Annotated in this window: 11 protein-coding genes; 5 read left to right on the forward strand and 6 right to left on the reverse strand. The window is 67.3% G+C overall.

Annotation, left to right across the window (positions count from 1 at the left end; genetic code table 11):
- Positions 1 to 293: 293 nt before the first annotated feature.
- Both ACR9ZH_RS08140 and ACR9ZH_RS08145 read left to right on the forward strand, forming a co-directional pair.
- Entirely contained in the window at positions 294 to 647 is a 354-nt protein-coding gene (locus ACR9ZH_RS08140) for a DUF2946 domain-containing protein (protein ID WP_481290258.1), read from the forward strand.
- 38 nt (positions 648 to 685) lie between these two features.
- Complete coding sequence (locus ACR9ZH_RS08145; RefSeq protein ID WP_481290259.1) at positions 686 to 2,974, forward strand: TonB-dependent receptor; 2,289 nt, start codon at positions 686 to 688, stop codon at positions 2,972 to 2,974.
- Positions 2,975 to 3,059: 85 nt separating this feature from the next.
- Here the strand turns inward: ACR9ZH_RS08145 and lanKC are convergent, their stop codons facing one another.
- From lanKC to ACR9ZH_RS08175, 6 genes are all read right to left on the reverse strand, one after another.
- Positions 3,060 to 5,729: a class III lanthionine synthetase LanKC gene (lanKC, locus tag ACR9ZH_RS08150; RefSeq protein WP_481290260.1), complete on the reverse strand. Its 2,670-nt coding sequence runs from the start codon at positions 5,727 to 5,729 to the stop codon at positions 3,060 to 3,062.
- Positions 5,730 to 5,752: 23 nt separating this feature from the next.
- A complete protein-coding gene (locus ACR9ZH_RS08155) occupies positions 5,753 to 5,890 on the reverse strand; it encodes a hypothetical protein (protein WP_481290261.1) in 138 nt (45 codons plus the stop codon).
- A gap of 205 nt (positions 5,891 to 6,095) precedes the next feature.
- Positions 6,096 to 7,424, reverse strand: a complete 1,329-nt coding sequence (locus ACR9ZH_RS08160) for a sensor histidine kinase (protein WP_481290262.1) — start codon at positions 7,422 to 7,424, stop codon at positions 6,096 to 6,098.
- 34 nt (positions 7,425 to 7,458) lie between these two features.
- On the reverse strand, positions 7,459 to 8,835 hold the full coding sequence (locus ACR9ZH_RS08165) for a sigma-54-dependent transcriptional regulator (protein WP_481290263.1): 1,377 nt from the start codon (positions 8,833 to 8,835) through the stop codon (positions 7,459 to 7,461).
- A gap of 21 nt (positions 8,836 to 8,856) precedes the next feature.
- A complete protein-coding gene (locus ACR9ZH_RS08170) occupies positions 8,857 to 11,244 on the reverse strand; it encodes an ABC transporter permease (protein WP_481290264.1) in 2,388 nt (795 codons plus the stop codon).
- Positions 11,241 to 12,002: an ABC transporter ATP-binding protein gene (locus ACR9ZH_RS08175; RefSeq protein ID WP_481290265.1), complete on the reverse strand. Its 762-nt coding sequence runs from the start codon at positions 12,000 to 12,002 to the stop codon at positions 11,241 to 11,243. The genes ACR9ZH_RS08170 and ACR9ZH_RS08175 overlap by 4 nt, the downstream gene beginning before the upstream one ends.
- Before the next feature lie 339 nt (positions 12,003 to 12,341).
- Between ACR9ZH_RS08175 and bglX the strand changes: the two genes are divergently transcribed.
- The 3 genes from bglX (at position 12,342) to ACR9ZH_RS08190 (ending at position 18,162) form a co-directional block, all read left to right on the forward strand.
- On the forward strand, positions 12,342 to 14,519 hold the full coding sequence (gene bglX, locus ACR9ZH_RS08180) for a beta-glucosidase BglX (protein WP_481290266.1): 2,178 nt from the start codon (positions 12,342 to 12,344) through the stop codon (positions 14,517 to 14,519).
- A gap of 245 nt (positions 14,520 to 14,764) precedes the next feature.
- Positions 14,765 to 16,417: an alpha/beta fold hydrolase gene (locus ACR9ZH_RS08185; protein ID WP_481290267.1), complete on the forward strand. Its 1,653-nt coding sequence runs from the start codon at positions 14,765 to 14,767 to the stop codon at positions 16,415 to 16,417.
- A gap of 92 nt (positions 16,418 to 16,509) precedes the next feature.
- Positions 16,510 to 18,162: an alpha/beta fold hydrolase gene (locus ACR9ZH_RS08190; protein ID WP_481290268.1), complete on the forward strand. Its 1,653-nt coding sequence runs from the start codon at positions 16,510 to 16,512 to the stop codon at positions 18,160 to 18,162.
- Positions 18,163 to 18,171 lie beyond the last annotated feature (9 nt).

Genomic DNA, 18,171 nt, shown 5'->3' on the forward strand with positions numbered 1-18,171 from the left:
TGCGGTTCCCTCCGCATTCAGCGATCGTTGTCGGGTCCTTCCTTGACCCGGCCCTTACTCTACACAGAGGCCACGGGAATCAAAACCTCCTTTTCGGCCCCTGTTTTTGTCCTGGCTTTCCCGCCGAAAATACATATGGCACCGCAAGGCCCCCGCCGTCCGTACCGACAGCGACACCTTGTCGCATGGGCTTCACGAGAGCACGTGCGATCATCCCTGGACCCTTGTCCAGGGTTTTCAGAAGGGTGATTCCGGTGCAACGAGGCCCGGCGCGCAAAACGGTCTGGAGATGGATGGCGCTCGTCGCCGTCTGGCTCATCGTGCTCGCGCCGACGGCATCCCGCACGCTCGCTTCGGCGGCCGTACCTGGGCAGGCGCACGCCCATGCATCCATGGCCGGCATGCACCACGGCATGGGGCACATGGACATGCCGGCAAGCCCGCATGGCCACGAGGACTGCGATGCCGCCTGCGGCTACTGCACGCTGTTCGCCCAGCAGCCAGCGCTGGGTGGCAGCTTCTTCGTCGGCCACGTGCCGCCTGTGGCGGGAAACGTTCTGGCCGTTCTTCCTGCCCACCGCTCCGAACCGGCCGCGCGTTTCGTCCACGCCCCGGCCCGTGGTCCTCCGTCCGTCGTGAATGCCTGATCGTCGCCATCCCGACCATCCACGACAACGGAATAACCATGCCATCGCCCCCTCTTACCCGGCGCGCGCTCGCGTGCGCCATCGCCTGCGCCGCCGCGCCGGTCACGCAGGCCGCCGACACACCCGACGATCCGCCACGTGCGACGACGTTGCGCGAGGTCCGGGTTTCCGCTGCACGGACCGCCACGAGCGTCGATCCCGACATGCCCGGCCCCGTCGAAACCGTGAGTGCCGCGCAGCTCGACCGGCTGAACATCGTCAACACGGAGGATGCGCTGAAGTACCTGCCTGCCTTCGGCATCCGCAAACGCTTCACCGGCGACGAGAACGCCACGTTCTCCGTGCGTGGCACCAGCAACCAGCAAAGCGCGCGCGGGCTCGTCTACCTGGACGGCCAGCTCCTCTCGAACCTCCTGGGCAACAACTGGGCGAATCCCCCGCGCTGGTCCATGGCCTTCCCCGGGAACCTCGCCCGCGTGGAAGTGATCTATGGCGCGTATTCCGCGCTGTATCCCGGCAATGCCATCGGCGCCACCGTGCTGATGACCACGCGCATGCCCGAGAAGCTGGAAGTCACCGCCGAAGTCCAGGCGTTCACCCAGCACGTCGACAGCTACGGCGTGGATCGCGACTACGGCGGCAGCCGGCAGGCCGCGACCATCGGCGATCGCTCGGGGCGCTTCGCCTTCCTGATCGGCGTGTCTCACCTGCAGTCGAACGGCCAGCCGCTGGTGTACGCCACGCAGAACAGCTCGGCGCGCCCGGGTGCGCTGAATCCCGTTACCGGCGCCATTGCCGACACCGGTGCGAACGGCATGCCACGCCAGGTCGTCGGCATCAACAGCGAAGGCCAGGAAGCGACCAGCCAGGACGAGGCGCATATGCGCCTTACCTACGACTTCACCCAGGACCTCACCGGCGCACTTACCGCGGGCTACTGGAAACAGGACCTCTCGCACCGCACGGAGACTTTCCTCCGCGATGCGCAGGGCAACCTGGTCTGGTCCGGGCCGGTCACGATCGACGGCCGGCAGTACACCCTGCCCGGGAACTTCTTCGCGCCCGGCACGCGGCAGAGCCGCAATTATCTCTACGGCCTGTCATTGGGCACGCATCGGGACACCGGCTGGAACATCGAGGGCAACGCCTCGTACTTCGACATGGATCGCAACCGCGACTGTGCCGCTTCGGCGGTGACGTACGACGGAGCGGGACTGCTCACCGCCGGCGACGGGAGCCGCTGGCGCACGCTGGATGTCCGCGCCAGTCACACGCCCGACAGCACGGGAACGAACACGCATACCGTCAGCTTCGGCTACCACTACGACGGCTACAGGCTCGACAACGCCACGTACGCACTGGATGCGTGGCGACGTGGCGGCGCCGGCCTGCTCACGGCCGCCAACGGCGGCAGCACGCAGACGCAAGCGCTGTACCTGCAGGATGCATGGCAACTCGCCGAGCGCTGGCGCCTGACCGCCGGCGCGCGCTACGAGCAGTGGCGCGCCTTCGGTGGCTCGCGTTCGACGGCATCGGCAACGATCGGCTACCCGGAGCGCAAGGAGTCGCACACGTCGCCTAAGGCCTCGCTGGCGTGGAGCGTGAGCGATTCGGTGCTGCTTCGGTTGTCGGCGGCGCGCGCGTATCGCTTCCCCACGGTGAACGAACTTTTCCAGGGCACTTTCAATGGCATCGCCCTGGTCAACAACGACCCTTCGCTCAAGCCCGAGAATGACCTGTCTCGCGAATTCTCGGCGGAGTGGTACCGCGAAAACGGCGTGACGCGATTCACCGTGTATCGCAGCGACACGCGGAACACACTCTTCAGCCAGACCGATACCACCGTGTTCCCAAACGTCACGAGCGTGCAGAACGTGGGACTGGTGCGCACGCGCGGCGCCGAGATCAGCCACGACGCCCACGACGTGTTCTGGCGCGGTTTCGACCTCACCGCCAATGCGGCGTATACGCAGGCCACGACCGTGCGCAACGCGCGCAATCCCGCGTCCGAAGGCAAGCAGTTCTATCGCATACCACGCTGGCGCGCCAATCTCGTCGCTACGTGGCGGGCTACGGAACGCCTGGCACTGACGCTTGCCGGGCGTTACTCGGGCCGGCAGTACAACACGCTGGACCACAGCGACGTGCATCCCGACACCTTCGGTGGCGCCAGCGATTTCCTGACCTTCGATGCCAAGGTGTCGTGGCAGGCCAGCGAGCACATCGAGCTCGGGGCGGGCGTGGACAATCTCACCGACCGCCGCTACTACGTCTATTACCCCTACCCTTCGCGCACCTGGCTCATGGAAGCGAAGTTCCATCTGTGAGGTGTCCACCCGTAGAGACTTCCACCGGCCTCCCCGCCGGTGGAAGCCGATCCGGGACAGCGCTAGGGAACGCCGTCGCGGATCTTCAGCCCGGCGTCTCCATGGGCGGTTTCCATGCGCCCAGTGATAAGTGATCGTCGAGCATGAAGGAGGCCGGCCCGCCACGATGCAGGCGATCGAAGAAGGCACCGACGCCCGCGTTACCCGTTGCAAGATCGCAGCTCAGGCGAAGCAGTTCGGCACCGGGCACGGCGAGGCCGCCGGCGCGCCGTACGAGGAAAGGCTCGATGCCGGCAGCGATGTGACGCGCGGCCGCGAGGTAGCCTGCGGACCCGTCCGGGCATATCTCCGCGAGGTCGAGCAGCGTCTCGCCGAGTCCGGCCAGGCCGTCGAAGAGGCCAGGCGAAATGGCATGACGGCGCATCAGGTCGCCTTCGGCTCCACGGACGATGTGGCGATAGCGCGCGTCGCCCGTGCAGGCGTGGAACCTCGCGGCCACGGCGACGATGCCCGCCGTGCCGTGACGCAGGTACGGAAAAAGCGTGCTGCCACCGGCCTCCCTCGGCCAGCTCGGATCGCCGTCGGGGTTGCTGCCACGCTGCGCCAGATCGAAGGCGAGCGCCGCGTCGGCCGCCCTGAGGAAGCGCTCCTCGCCGGTAGCCACGTGCAGGTGAAGAAGGAACAGGCCGGTGCCGGCCGCGCCCTGCGCGAGTCCGACAGGCCGGGTCTCGCCGCGTGGCCAGTGCAGGCTGCCCTCACTGGCCACGGCGCTCCGCAACAACACTTCACCGGCTTCGGCGGCGGCCGAAAGGAAGCCGGACTCCGCTGTTTCGCGCCACGCCTTGATCCGGGCCAACCCCCAGCCGGCAAGGCCGTCGTACAGGCCCGCCCGCTCGCATATCGCGCCCCCGGGTGGCCCCGTCCGCAGCAGTTCCGACGCCAGTTCCCGCTCGCCGGCGTCGAACAGCACCCATGCAATGCCGGCGTCGCCGTACATCAGGCTCGCCCCGCGATCCTGTTTTCGGCGGACGCCGTCGACCACATAGGCGAGCAACCCGTCCGGAACCTCCCGTCCTCCCCGCAGATACGCGTGAAGGACGCCGGCAGCGCCGTGCGCAACACCCCAGGGATGGGTCTGGAACACTTCCGGACCCGCCGGCACGTAGCGGTCTGCGCGGGCGCTCCTTGCCGTGGAGCCGATGAACGCGAACAAGGCGTCCGCATGGTCCGGCACAGGCTCATTGCCGGCGATGGGCCGGGCGACGGACGCCTCGTCCAGGGCCTTGCGCAGGCTGTCCATGGCCGCGACCGGCGTGGCACGTTTCGAGGCATCGCTGTCGAGCAGCGAGCCGACGATATGCATGAGCACGGCCGGATAGCCCAGGTCCACGCTCATGCGATGGACGAATCGCAACGCGGCGTCGCGGTCGAGCGGCAGCATCGCGTTCACCGGCATCACGGCCGCCAGCAGGTTCGCGCCGAAGGCGTACGCGTCTTCCGCGCGCGCCGCGTCCGGGTGGTCGCGTAGCGGCCGCGGCGAGGCGAAGCCCGGCGTACGCATGTCCACGGGGAGGTCGAGGCCTTCCTCCACCGCTGTTTCCAGATCGATCAGGCGCACTTCGCCGTCCGGCGTGACGATGCAGTTATGGAACGACAGGTCGCCCAGCGATACGCCGGCGCCGTGTACCAGCTCGAGCGCATCCGCGAAGCGCGTGAAGACTCCCGCCACTTCCTCGAGGTAACGCCGCACGTCGTCGCGCGTCATGCGCGTCTTCAGCCAGGGATAGCGGCGCGCCAGCCAGCTGCGCAGCGTGTCGCCCTCGATGAACTCCTCCACCAGGTAGCTGTGTTCCCAGTCGCGGAAATGGGCGACGGGCAAGGGAGCGACGCGATGGGGCGCCAGCCTGCGCAACAACCTGAACTCCTTGCGCAACATGGCGACCGCGGTGTCCCCTCCGCCGATGAAGGGGCGAGCCTCCTTGATGATCACGCGGCGGCCTTCGTCCAGGTCGTCGCCAAGATAGATGCCGCCCGCCGATGAGAACGACAACGCCCGCCTGATGCGAAAGCGGCCGGCGCCCAGGGTCGCGCTCTCGTCCTTGCCGTCGCCGGCTTGCTGAGGAAACGGGTCGCGCAACCATTCCGGCAGGTGGAAAAACGGTTGGCGCTCGTCGGGTTCGATGTGGCCGTCGGGGGCGCGAAGCACGTATTCGCGCCGTCCGTCTGCGGCCGTACGGTGCTCGCCGGCAATACCTCCATAGCGGTAGTAGAGCACCCGCGAATCGCGGTAGCGGCGGTCGCTGAGGATGTATGGCCCCGAATAGCCGGACAGGGCGACGTAGAAATCGTCGATGATCCGCTTGAAATCCTCGATGCCGCGCGGGTACACGGTGATGAACTTGCCTGAGCCAGCGCGCGGCCAGCGCTTTCCATTGATGGCCGCGAGCATGTGCGCGTCCGCTGCGAACTTGAACGCCGTACCGGAGGCGACCAGGGTGGCGGCGGCAATGGACAGCACGATGCGCGCCGTGGATGCCACGCTCGACACATGGATCTTCCACCCCTGCGCCGGCAGGTCGGCATCCGGCGGCGCGCAGTGCATCCAGATGCCTGAGCGGCGGACCAGCCAGTCCACCGGGACGATCCGCCTGACTGGCTGGACGAAATCCGCGGTAGCAATGTCGCGCTGGCCGTACGGCTCGAAGAATTCCCGGTCGACCGCGGTGTACTGCAACAACTCCGTGTGCCGCTCCATGCTGCCCCCACCCCCCGGTACGGTCACGCGAGGTCGTCGAAACCGTCCGCATTGGCCATGCAACACGCGCGGTTGCTGGCCGTGCTGTAATTCGTTTCGTTGGTCTCGTTCATCGCTGCCGCGTCGAGCTGCAGGAGCTGCAATTCCAGTATCCGGTTCATGGGTTCCTCGATTCGTCGGAAGGTCTGCGCACGTTGCGTGCGCCGCGAATCTAGGGACACCGCTCGCGGCGCCGCAATGGGAAAGGACACCGATCGGACGCTGCGGACAGCGCTTCGTGAAGCTTTCTTCACGTACCACATCGAAATCGGTCGCCGAAGTGTCCGGAAATGGACAGACCTGTCCGGGTTCGGACGCTACCCGCCCTCAGGGGAACAGGGGCAGCCGGACGGTGGCCACGGCGCCGCGGGCGTCGACACGGGAAACAAGCTCGACCGAGCCGGCGTGCCCTTCCACGATGAGGCGGGTGAGACTGAGCCCGATGCCCGAGCCGTCGGGCTTGGTGGTGAAGAACGGAACGAACAGCGCGTCGCTTTGCGGCAGGCCCACGCCGTCGTCTTCGATGACGACGCACACGCGGCGTCCCTCGGTGTACCAGTCCAGCCGCACTCCGCCTCCCACCGGCAAGGCGGCTTCCACGGCGTTGCGCAGCAGGTTGATGAAGGCCTGCGCCAGCTGGTCCTCGTCTCCGTACAGGGTGACCTGCTCGGTCCCGAGAACGGCGATGTCCAGGCGCCGGTCGAGCAAGCCAAGCCGCGCGAGCGCGGTGTCCAGACGGAAGGATCGCCGCCGCGGCGGGGGCAGCCGGGCCAGCGTTCCGTAACCGGAAAGGAAGCGGGCCAGCGACGTCGCCCGCCGTTCGATCACTTCCAGGCCGGTCTGCAGTTCTTTGCGCGCATCGTGCACGTAGCGCTCGTCGAGCAGGGTGGCCAGGCTCCCGGCGAGGGAGGCGATCGGAGTGAGCGAGTTGTTCAGTTCGTGGCTCAGTACGCGAATGAGGCGCTGCCAGGCACGGCGCTCTTCCTGGCCGAGGGCCGCGCTCAGGTCGCGTAACATTACCAGGCGGTGCTCGCGGCCGTCGCTGCGCCAGGCGGCGTGGCGCACCGCCCAGCGCCCCTCGCCGCCGGGGAAGCGTCCATGGAAGACCGCGTTGTCCGGCGTGGCGAGCGCCTCGGCGAGGCCGAGCGACACGAGCTCCCGGCCCACCACGGTCGTTCGTTCGGCACCGATGAGCTGTCGCGCGGCGGGATTGATCAGCCGCAACCTGCCCTCCTCGTCGGCAACGAACACCGGATCCTTGAGCGCGGTAAGCGTCTTGCCCAGGAAACGCGAGGTTTCCGTGCGCTGCCGCCGGCCGTCGCGCAGCGCGTCGGAAAGGAGGTTCACGTCCGCCACCAGCCCTTGCAGCGGATCGTGCCCGTGGCGCACGCGCCCGCGCAGCCCGTAGTCACCCTCGCGCAGCGCGCCGAGGAGATCGGAGACGACATCCAGCGTGCCGACGACGCGGCGGCCCGCGAACCAGGCGAGGGCGAGCGTAAGCGACATGCCGATGGAAAACACGCCCAGCCGCATCGTCCAGGCCAGGCCATCTATCACCACCAGCGAACCTCCCGCCGCGGTCACGGGAAGCAGGACGATACCCATCCATGGCACCGCGCCGAGCTGCAGGCTGGTCGAACGTGCATCGTTGTTCAAAGTGCTCGCGCCGAACGACGGCGTGCCCGGATCCTTAGCTGACCGATTCCAGCCCTCCCTTCGCGCGGCGCTTTTCCAGCCGGCGATAGAGCGCCTGGCGGGAGATGCCGAGGGCGTCGGCCGCCCGCTGGAGGTTGTGGTCGTGCCGTTCGAGCGCCTGCCTGATCAGCAACTCCTCGGCCTCGGGTAGGGTGAGACTGTCGAGCACCACCGGTTCGTCCCTGCGCCGCTGGAGCGACAGCGCGTCGGCATCGATGTCGTCCCTGCCGGCCAGCAGCACGGCGCGTTCTATGGCGTGCTCCAGCTCCCGCACGTTGCCCGGCCAGTCGTAACCGCGCAAGGCCCTTTCGGCCGAAGGTGTGAACAGCATCGCACCACGGCCCCGCCGGCGGCACTCGCGGAGCAGGAAATGCCGCGCCAGCGGCACGATGTCTTCCTGGCGTTCGCGCAACGGGGGCAGGCGTACCTGCATCGCATTGAGGCGATACAGCAGGTCCCGACGGAAGCGGTCGTTGCGGATGGCGGCGTCGAGGTCGGCGTTGGAAGTGGAGATCACGCGCACGTCGACGCGACGGGTGCGCATCGAGCCACAGCGCTCCAGTTCTCCCTCCTCGACCACGCGCAGCAGCTTCACCTGCTGGAGCGGATGGATGTTGCCCACTTCCTCCAGGATCAGGCTGCCGCCCTGTGCCAGTTCGAAACGGCCGGGCCGGGGCACCGGCTTGTCCTCCCCGAACATTTCCTCGGCGAAGCGCGATTCGGGCAGGGTTCCCATGTCGATGCGGATCACCGGGTGGTCCGCACGCGGCGACAGCGCGTGGATTTCGCGCGCTACCAGCGACTTGCCCGTGCCGTTCTCCCCCAGCACCAGCACGTTCGCGTCGCCGCTGGCAATCCGCTGGATCAGTTCGAGGACCCGGCGCATCGCCGACGACTCGCCGATCCGGAGCATCTCCCCCGCTTGCCGCGACAGCGCCGTCTCGGCACGCAGGCGGAGGTTCTCGTCGACCATCCGTCGCAGCGCGATCTGGCTGCGGATCGTGTGCAGCAGGTGCGCGTTGTTCCACGGCTTCTCTATGAAATCGGATGCCCCCAGGCGCATGGCACGCACGGCGATCTCGATGCTGCCCCAGGCGGTCATGGCGACGATCGGCAATTCGGGCGCCTCTTCGCGCAGGCGGCTCACCAGGTCCAGCCCCTCATGTCCCGACGTGGTATCCGACGCGTAGTTGAGATCCACCACCGCGCAGGCGAACTCGGTGCGGGCCACCGCATCGAGCGCTGCCGCCGCGGACGCGACGTCGATCGAAGGAATGCCTTCGGAGTGGAGCAGGATGCGCAGCGCGAGGCGGATGTCGGGATGATCGTCCACGACGAGAACCGGCGCCGTTGCTTCATGAATTCTGGACATAACCGTGCGTTTCCCCAATCTTCAATCGCTGCGCAATACCCGCCACGGCTCCACTCCCGCGGCACGGCGTGCGGGCAGGAAGGCGGCCGCCAGCGCCGCCGCGGTCATGACGAGCGCGGCAATGGCCATCCCCCCGACGCCAACGCCGCCCGGCGTCGCCATCACGTCCGGACACAGCCACTGCTGCAGGACGTGCGTGGCGAGGAGGCCCAGGGCGGTGCCGGCCAGGGTGACGTACAGTGCCTTGCGGTACACGCGTCCAAGCAGGTGCATGGGCGTGGCGCCGAGCGCACCACGCAGGGCGATCGCATTACGCGCGGCGGCCACCTCCACGGCCTGTACGGAGTACTGGCCGACTGCGGCGAGGCCCACTGCGATCACCGAAAGTGCCGAGAACAGGACGACGTTCCGGCGTGCCGCGCCCAGGGGCTGCTGCGCGATGCGGTCCAGCGACACGGGCGGCGACAGCGCCAGCGACGGTGCGAGGTCCGCCACGATACCGGGCATGGCCTGACGCGCCACGTCCGTGGCGGCCGGGCCACGAATCACGGCGTACAGCGGTACCAGTTCCCGGACCTTTGCGAAGCGGTTGGCGCGAGCCTGGGCCAGGGACAGGAATACCGTGGGTTTCGCCTCCGTGCCGCCGTCGCTCCAGGTGTCGCCGACCACCCCTATGATGCGTGCTGCCTGTCCAGGCTCACCGGCCGGTCGCACGATGTCCCCGACGCCATCGCTCGCGAACCGGCGCAGGTACGCTTCGTTCACCAGGGCGACGCGCTCGGCATGCGCGTCGTCCCGGGAATTGATCCAGCGGCCGGCAAGCTTGCGCAAGCCCATGCCGCGATTGCCGTCAGGGCTGGTCAACGCGTATTGCGCGTACTCTGCCGTGCCGTCTGCGCGCAGGAAGGACATTTTGAAACCGCTTCCCGCTGCGGCCTGGGTAGACCATCCCATGACGTCCACTCCGGGTAGACGCAGCACCCTGGCGCGTATGGCGTCGAGCAGCCGGGCGACGTCGCCCACCTCCGGGTACGCCGGCACCGGAGCATGCAGTTCGACCACGACGGCGCCCGCGCTGTCGAACCCCGATGGCGTGCGCGCCAGACGCCAGGCGCGTGACGCCGCGGCCACGCCCAGCGAGACGACCAGGGTCGCAAGGGCTACCTGAATCACGAGCAGCGTCGAGCGGGCGTGGCCGCCCTCGGTGCGGCCCGCCCCGGCGAATCCGCCCATGGCCGAGCGTTCGCGATAGCTGAGGCTGGCCCGCACTCGGGCCGCGCCACCCAGTGCCGCAAGCAGAACGACGATCAGCGTGATCGCGGTGACGGCGAGCACGACACGCCAGCCAGGCGCCGGCGGCAGGGCCGAGCTCAACCAAGACGACGGCAGGAACCGCCGGAACAGGCGGACCAGCACGCTTCCCGCAGGGATGCCGACGACACAGGCCAGCAGCCCCACGGCGACCGCATCGGTCAGGGCTGGCATCCATGGCCGCGAGCCGGTGCCGCCGAACACGATCTTCAGCGCTGTCTCGTGGATCCGTCCGAACATGCGGGTGGACACCAGGTGGGAAATGTTCACGCCTGCGACGGCGAGCACGAGCAAGGCACAGGAAGCGAACAGCCACAGGCTGCCGCGCGCCCCACGTGCCACCAGGTCATCGACGGGGGTGGCGCCGTACCAGCGCAGATCCTCGCTGCGCAGATGCAGGGCCAGGGCATCGCGACGTGCGGACCATTCGACCTCCGCCGAGAAGGGGCCGACCTCCTGGCCCGGTGCCAGCAGGGCCACGGCCGTCATGTTTTCCGCCGTATCGGAGGCAGCGGCCCAGAGATCCAGGGGAAGGAGGAGATCCACGTCTGAGAAGAAGCGGTACTCCGGCGGGAGCACGCCGCGTACCTTCATCGGGTGCCCATCCACGATCAAGGTCCGCCCGGCCGTCGCCGGCTCGCCAGCCAGCCATCGTCGCCATAAGGCGTCGGACACCAGCACGCCATCGCGGAACGCAGTCCCGGGTTCCTTGTAGATGGGGACCACTCCGAGCGTGGCCAGGAAGCCCTCGTCGACGCGCTGCGCACGAAGCAGTTCCCGGTGCCTCCCGCCAACGACATTCACGGTTTCAGGCATGCGGGCGATGCCCCGGGACTGGAGCGACGGTGGCAGGCCGACGGCCGCGTAGAGAAGCGGCGAGATGGCACGCATGCTGTCATCCGCCGTGCGCCCGCCGTACACGACCACGCGCTCGTGGTTCGGCCACGGCGGTGCTTGCAACAGGAGGGTGTCGACCAGCGTGAATGTGCCCACCAGCGCGGCGACGCCGAGGGCCAGGGTCGCCGACGCCAGCAACAGGAAGCCCGGCCGCCGCACGAGCGAGCGCCCGGCGCGGAGGAAATGCGCTGCGTGGCTCACAACAGCAACTCGCCGAAGCGGCGTTCGTCCAGGCCCGACTCCGCTTCGCTGCGCCGCTGCTGGAACGTGCTTTCGTCGACGATGCGCCCGTCCAGCAGGCGGATCGTGCGCTCGGTCATGGCACCGAAGCGCTCGTCATGCGTCACCATGCAGATCGTCCGTCCCTCGGCGTGCAGCCGGCACAGGAGTGCCATGACGATCTCGCCGTTGCGCAGGTCCAGGTTCCCCGTAGGTTCGTCCGCGAGCAGGATGGAAGGATCGCCTACCAGGGCGCGCGCGACGGCGACGCGCTGCTTCTGCCCCCCGGAGAGCTGCGACGGGTAGTGGCGCATGCGGTGTGCCATGCCGACGCTGGACAAGGCTTCGCGCACTCGCCGGGCGCGCTCGTGGCGCGACAGGTTTGCGCGGAACGACAGAGGAAGGGCCACGTTTTCCGCCACGCTGAGGTCGTCGATGAGGTTGAAGGCCTGGAACACGAAGCCGACATGGCGGTTACGCAGCCTGGCCCGCTCCGCCCGGCCAAGGCTGGCGACAGGTTGTCCCGCGAAGACCAGTTCGCCGTGGGTGGGAAGGTCGAGCAGTCCCATCAGCGACAACAGGGTGGTCTTGCCGCACCCGGACGGACCCGCCACGGATACGAACTCTCCCTGCCGCACATTCAGGTGAATGTCGGTGAGGACGTGGCATTCGATCGGACCGGCGGAAAATGCCTTTCCGATGCCTCGCATTTCGATGATCGGTGCCCTGGCGGAAACCATGCCGCAACTCCATGCAAGTCAGGCGAGCCTAGCGCAGCGCGATGTGTTGTCGTGGGGTGCGAAGCCTTCGCAAACAGCAAACTTCCCGATGTTGCCGGAAAGACATAACGATAGTCGCGCGACGTGCAACGATTGCCGTTTCGGAGGCGAAATGGCTTGTCACGCCACGCGTGACGAACTCACGCACCCACCGCGCCGGAGATTCGTGAAGATATTGCGCCCCAACGACGTAATCGTTTACATGTAACGACATTTACGTCCCCACTCCGGCCCCTGATGCCGGTATCCTTGCCCGCCTGACGTGCCACCCCTGGCGTCGCCTCGTCCCAAGGCCAGACCATGACCCGCAATCCCCGCATCGAAGACCTGATCGCCCGCATGACCCTCGAGGAGAAGGTCGGCCAACTGGGCGTGTTCGCCGATGCGGTGCGTCCGTTCGCTCCGGATATCAATCCGGAGGTGAATGCCCGCGGTGCGTCCGAGGTGCTCGAGCAAGTGCGCGCGGGCCGTGTCGGCGCCCTGTTCAACGGCGTGGGCGCCGCCGAGGGCCGTGAAGCGCAGCGCGTGGCCGTGGAGGAAAGCCGGCTGGGCATTCCGCTGCTGTTCGGCGCCGACGTGATCCACGGTATGCGCACGGTGTTTCCCATCCCGCTGGCCGAAGCCTCGTCCTTCGAACCGGAGCTTGCCGAGCGCACCGCCCGCGCCACCGCGATCGAAGCCACTGCCGCCGGCATCCATTGGACCTTCGCGCCTGCCGTGGACATCGCGCGCGACCAGCGCTGGGGGCGGGTCGCCGAAGGCGCGGGTGAGGACGTCGTCCTCGGCTCGGCCTTCGCCGCCGCACGCGTTCGCGGTTTCCAGGGCGGCGACCTCAAGGCCGACGATGCGCTGCTGGCGACACCGAAGCATTTCGCGGCCTATGGCGCCGTCGCCGCCGGCATGGAGTACAACTACGTGGACATCGCCCCGCAGACGCTGCGCGACGTGCACCTTCCGCCCTTCAAGGCGGCGCTCGATGCGGGCGCCCTCGCCTTCATGAGCGCGTTCAACGACATCAACGGCGTACCGGCCTCGGCCAATCGCGAACTGATGACCGACATCCTCCGCGGCGAGTGGGGTTTTCGCGGGCTCGTGGTTTCCGACTACACCGCCGACATGGAACTCATCGCGCACGGCTTTGCGGAGGACGAAAGCGACGCGACGCGGCTCGCCTTCCTCGCCGGCGTGGACATGAGCATGCAGAGCGGCTTCTATGGCGCGTACCTTCCGGCACTCGTCGAGTCGGGCGCCGTCTCCATGGAGGTGCTCGATGAAAGCGTGCGCCGCGTGCTCTCGGTGAAGGACGCCATCGGCCTGTTCGACAATCCGTACCGCTCGCTCGATCCCACCGTGGAGGCCGACGGCTCGCGCGACGCCGAACATGCGGCCCTTGCGCGCGATGCCGCGCGCCGTTCGATCGTGATGTTGAAGAACGAAGGCGTCCTGCCGCTGCGCAAGACCGGACAGAAGATCGCCCTCATCGGGCCGTTCGGTCCCGATACGGATCATCTCGAAGGCTGCTGGACGCTGTTCGGCGACAAGCGCCGCCACGAGAATATCGAGAGCGGGCTGCGCAAGGCGCTGACCGACGGCGCCTCGCTCGAGGTGGTCGCCGGCTCCGGTATCGAAGAACCCATCGACGGCGGCATCGAAGCCGCCGTGGCCGCGGCGAAGCGCGCCGACGTCGTGCTGCTGGCTATCGGCGAGCCGCAGAACTATTCCGGCGAGGCGCAGTCGCGCACGCAGATCGTCGTGCCACCCACGCAACAGGCGCTGGCCGAGGCCATGGCCGCCACCGGAAAGCCTGTGGTGGTGCTCCTGAAGAACGGACGTGCGCTCGCGCTGACCGGCGCTGTACGCGAAGCCGACGCGATCCTCGTTACCTGGTTCCTCGGCAGCCAGACCGGCCCCGCCATCGCCGACGTGCTGTTCGGCGACTACAACCCGTCCGGGCACCTGCCGGTGAGCTTCCCGCAGGACGCGGGGCAGCAGCCGTACTTCTACAACCATCCTCGCACCGGCCGTCCTGAACTGGCCGACCAGCCACCGGCGTTCAAGTCGCGCTATCGCGAAATCACCTTCGAAGCGCTGTATCCGTTCGGACACGGCCTCAGCTACACGCGCTTCGCTTACGGCTTGCCCGTGGTGAAGGAAAGCGTGGGCTGGGACGAAACCATCGTCGTCACGGCAACCGTGACCAACGCCGGCGACGTCGCCGGCGAGGAAGTGGTGCAACTCTATATCCACGATCGCGTCGCAAGCCGCGTGAGGCCCGTGCGCGAATTGAAGGCGTTCCGGAAGATCGTGCTCGCACCTGGTGCTTCCGAAGACGTGTCGTTCGAGCTGACGCGTGCGGACCTTGCGTTCACCCATCGCGATGGCACGACGGTCGAAGCCGAGTCCGGCGAATTTGAGGTGTGGATCGCAGGCTCGTCGGTCGGGGGCACGGCCGCAAGGTTCGTGCTCCGCGCGAAGTGAGTTCGCCTTCGTTCGTGCCGCGATAGCGACCGCGGACGGGACCCTTACGCGCTGTCTCGACGGGAGGAACGTTCCGCCGGGTTCAACTCCGATGTCGTTGCACGGCGTGCTCGCCTAGTTTGTGACCCTCCGCTGACGCTCAGGGTCACATACGTATGGTCGGTCTTCGTAGCCTATGCATCGCATCGGGAGCCCCGGTCCATGCGGGCGGGCATCGAGCTCCCCCCGTCGCGGCAGCTATCTGCGTGCTCCTCGCCGCCTCGTGTGCGCCGGCCACGGCCTCGACGTCGACCGTCGCAGAGAATGCGGCGATCAGCTGGACGACCTGTCCGGCGGAATGGACGGGTGTGGACACGGGCGGGCTCGGTCAGCGTCTGCAATGCGCCACCCTCGCGGCGCCAGTCGACCACGTGGCGCCGGACCGGAACACGATGGATATCGGTGTCATCCGCGTGCGCGCCGGATCGCCAGCGCAGCGTGAGGGTGCGATCTTCTTCAACGTCGGCGGTCCCGCTTCGCATCCTGGCAGCCCCTTGCGCATGATCGCCTCGGCCTGGGCTGGCATGAGTCCTCATCTGGCCGACGAGGTGGACAAGCGCCGGCTTGCGGAGCGTTACGACCTTGTTGCGGTCATCCCAAGGGGTCTGCGGGGCAGCAGTGCCATGCGATGCGGCCCCGGCGCCCCGCCGCGGTTCGCGTTTCCGCCTACCCATCCTGACGACGCCAACTGGGCACTCATGCTCGAGGAGGCCCAGTCCATCGTGGACGCCTGCGGCGCACTCGCGCATGCGCGCTACGTCAACACTGAACAGCATGTGCACGACATGGACATGGTCCGGCGCGCCATGGGCGACGAACGGATTCATTTCTACGGCATTTCCCATGGCAGCATCGTCGGGGCGTGGTATGCGGCGACGTATCCGCAACATACCGGACGCATGCTTCTGGACTCTCCCACCGACTTCACACGCAGCTTCCGGAGATCGATATACGCCGGCCTGCATGCGCGTCACGAAGCTTATACCGGGAACGTGGTCGAGCCGCTGCTGCGCGATGCCGCGCGTTACGGGCTGAGCGGCGGCCGCGAGGCGGTCAGCGAAGCCATCGACCGCATACCCCCACGCATACGCGAAATCTCCGCCGGACGGATCGATTCGCCCTTGCAGCTCGCTGCCGTCCTGCACGTTGCCGCCTTATGGAACAAGACTCTTCCTCCGACCCTGGAACGCATGGAGCAACTCATCGCGGGATCGCTTGGTGCCGTCGATGCTTCGCTGATCGCCAGGGTCCGACTCGAAGCCCAGCGCGTCGCTTCGGCGCTTTACGCACCGCAGACCCCATGGCATTACTCCGTCCGGAGCCCCGAAGAGTGGTCCGTGCGCACCTTCATGCCTTGCAACGACGAGGCGACCCTCCGGACTGAGCGCGAGATCCGCGACGCGGCGCAACGTGACGCAGCCCGCTATTACAACTTCACCGGCATCGAGACACTCGAAGAACTGATCTGCCTTCGATGGGGCGCTCCCACTGCACGCCCTGCGAATCTCGAGGCGCTGGATCGCGTGAGGCCATTTCTTCTTCTCCAGTCCGAAAATGACCTCACCACACCCCTCGGGGCCACCAGCCGGATCCTTGATCGCTTCTCGAACACGCGGATGCTCCTGGTCCGCGACGCCGGGCAGCACGGCGTGTTCAATTTCACCCGTTCGTCGTGCGTGGAACGCACGGTGGCGCACTACCTGCTCACGGGCGCACTGCCCGAAATCCCATCCCGCGTTTTTTCCTGCGCAGGCACCGGTGGCTCGCCCCTGGATGCCATGCCCGGCGAACCTCGCCCACCGTTGGAAGAGCCCTTGCCCATGATCACCCCACGCCCGGCCGGTCACGACGAGCTGTGAATATGGTCCGTCCTCGTAACCTGTGCATCGCATCGGGAGCCATGGTCCATGCAGGCGGGAATCGGGATCCCGCCGTAGTGGCGGCTGCCTGCATGCTCCTCGCCGCAGTGTGTACGCCCGCCGTGGCCTCGACGTCGACCATCGCCGAGGGTCCGGCAATCAGCTGGACGACATGTCCGGTGGAGTGGACAGGCGCGGATACGGGCGGACTCGGTCAGCGTCTGCAGTGCGCCACCCTCGCGGCACCAGTGGACCACGTGGCGCCGGACGGGGACACGATGGATATCGGTGTCATCCGCGTGCGCGCCGGGTTACCCGCGCAGCGTGAAGGTGCCATCTTCTTCAACGTAGGCGGTCCTGGGGTCCATCCGGGCAATCCGATGCGCACGATCGCCTCGGCCTGGGCTGGCATGAGTCCCCATCTGGCCGATGAGGTGGACAAGCGGCGGCTTGCAGAGCGCTATGACCTTGTTGCGGTCATACCCAGGGGTCTGCGGGGCAGCAGTGCCGTGCGATGCGACCCGAGTTCCGTCCCGCGGTTTGCCTTTCCGCCTACGCATCCCGACGATGCCAACTGGGAACTCATGCTCGAGGAAGCCCAGTCCATTGCGGACACCTGCGGCGGCCTGGCGCATGTGCGCTACATCAACACCGAACAGCATGTGCACGACATGGACATGGTCCGGCGCGCCATGGGTGACGAGCGCATCCACTTCTACGGCATTTCCCACGGCGGCATCGTCGGTGCCCGGTATACGGCGACGTACCCGCACCACATCAGCCGGCTTCTCCTTGATTCCAGCACAGATTTCACACGCTCGTTCCAAAGCTCGATACGTGCCAGCCTGCACGCACGCCAGGAATCCTTTTCGGAGAACGTCGTCGGGCCACTCCTGCGCGATACGGTTCGTTACGGGCTGAGCGCCGACCGACTGGCGGTCAGTGAGGCGATCGATCACATTCCCGCGCGCATACGGGAGATCTCCGCCGGAAAGATTGGCTCGCCCGTACAGCTTGCCGCGGTCCTGCACCTGGCTGCCTTGTGGATAAGGAGTTCTCCCCCGACGCTGGAGCGCATGGAGCAGCTCATTCAGGGGTCGCTGCATACCCTCGAGGCTTCCATGGCCCGCCGCATTCGTTTCGAGGCTCGCCGCTTCGCTTCCGGACTCTACGCCGGGCGTCGTCAGACCCGATATGTCATCGATCATCCGGACGAGTGGTCCGTACGCATGTTCATGCCTTGCAATGACGAGGCATGGACACGCAGCGAGCGCGTGATTCGCGACGCCGCGCAGCGCGACGCGGCTCGTTATTACAATGTCACCGGCGTCGAAACAATCGGGGAGCTGATCTGCCTGCGATGGGGCGCCCCTAGTACGCGCCCGGCCAATCTCGATGCCCTCGACCGAGCGATGCCATTCCTGCTGCTCCAGTCCGAGAAAGACGTCAGCACGCCTCTTGCGGCCAGCAGTCACATCCTCGATCGCTTCTCCAGCGCACGTATGCTGCTGGTCCGCGGTTCCGGGCAGCATGGCCTGTTCAATTTCACCCGTTCGTCGTGCCTCGAGCGCACGGCGGCGCGCTATCTGCTCACAGGCGCGCTACCCCAAAGCGCATCCCGGGTCTTTTCCTGCGAGGGCACGGGAGGCGCGCCGCTGGAGGCCATGCCCGGCGAGCCACGCCCGCCCATGGAAGAACCCTTGCCCGTGGCCACCCCAAGCCCGGTCCGTCATGACGAACTGTGAACGGGCTCG

Source organism: Luteibacter sp. SVR4-7G (genome assembly GCF_056755555.1).

What these genes read in the sequence shown, in the direction of transcription:
- ACR9ZH_RS08140 (WP_481290258.1), top strand. Translation starts at nt 294, where the DNA reads ATGGCGCTCGTCGCCGTCTGGCTCATCGTGCTCGCGCCGACGGCATCC.
- ACR9ZH_RS08145 (WP_481290259.1), top strand. Translation starts at nt 686, where the DNA reads ATGCCATCGCCCCCTCTTACCCGGCGCGCGCTCGCGTGCGCCATCGCC.
- lanKC (WP_481290260.1), bottom strand. Translation starts at nt 5,729, where the DNA reads ATGGAGCGGCACACGGAGTTGTTGCAGTACACCGCGGTCGACCGGGAA.
- ACR9ZH_RS08155 (WP_481290261.1), bottom strand. Translation starts at nt 5,890, where the DNA reads ATGAACCGGATACTGGAATTGCAGCTCCTGCAGCTCGACGCGGCAGCG.
- ACR9ZH_RS08165 (WP_481290263.1), bottom strand. Translation starts at nt 8,835, where the DNA reads ATGTCCAGAATTCATGAAGCAACGGCGCCGGTTCTCGTCGTGGACGAT.
- ACR9ZH_RS08175 (WP_481290265.1), bottom strand. Translation starts at nt 12,002, where the DNA reads ATGGTTTCCGCCAGGGCACCGATCATCGAAATGCGAGGCATCGGAAAG.
- bglX (WP_481290266.1), top strand. Translation starts at nt 12,342, where the DNA reads ATGACCCGCAATCCCCGCATCGAAGACCTGATCGCCCGCATGACCCTC.
- ACR9ZH_RS08190 (WP_481290268.1), top strand. Translation starts at nt 16,510, where the DNA reads ATGCTCCTCGCCGCAGTGTGTACGCCCGCCGTGGCCTCGACGTCGACC.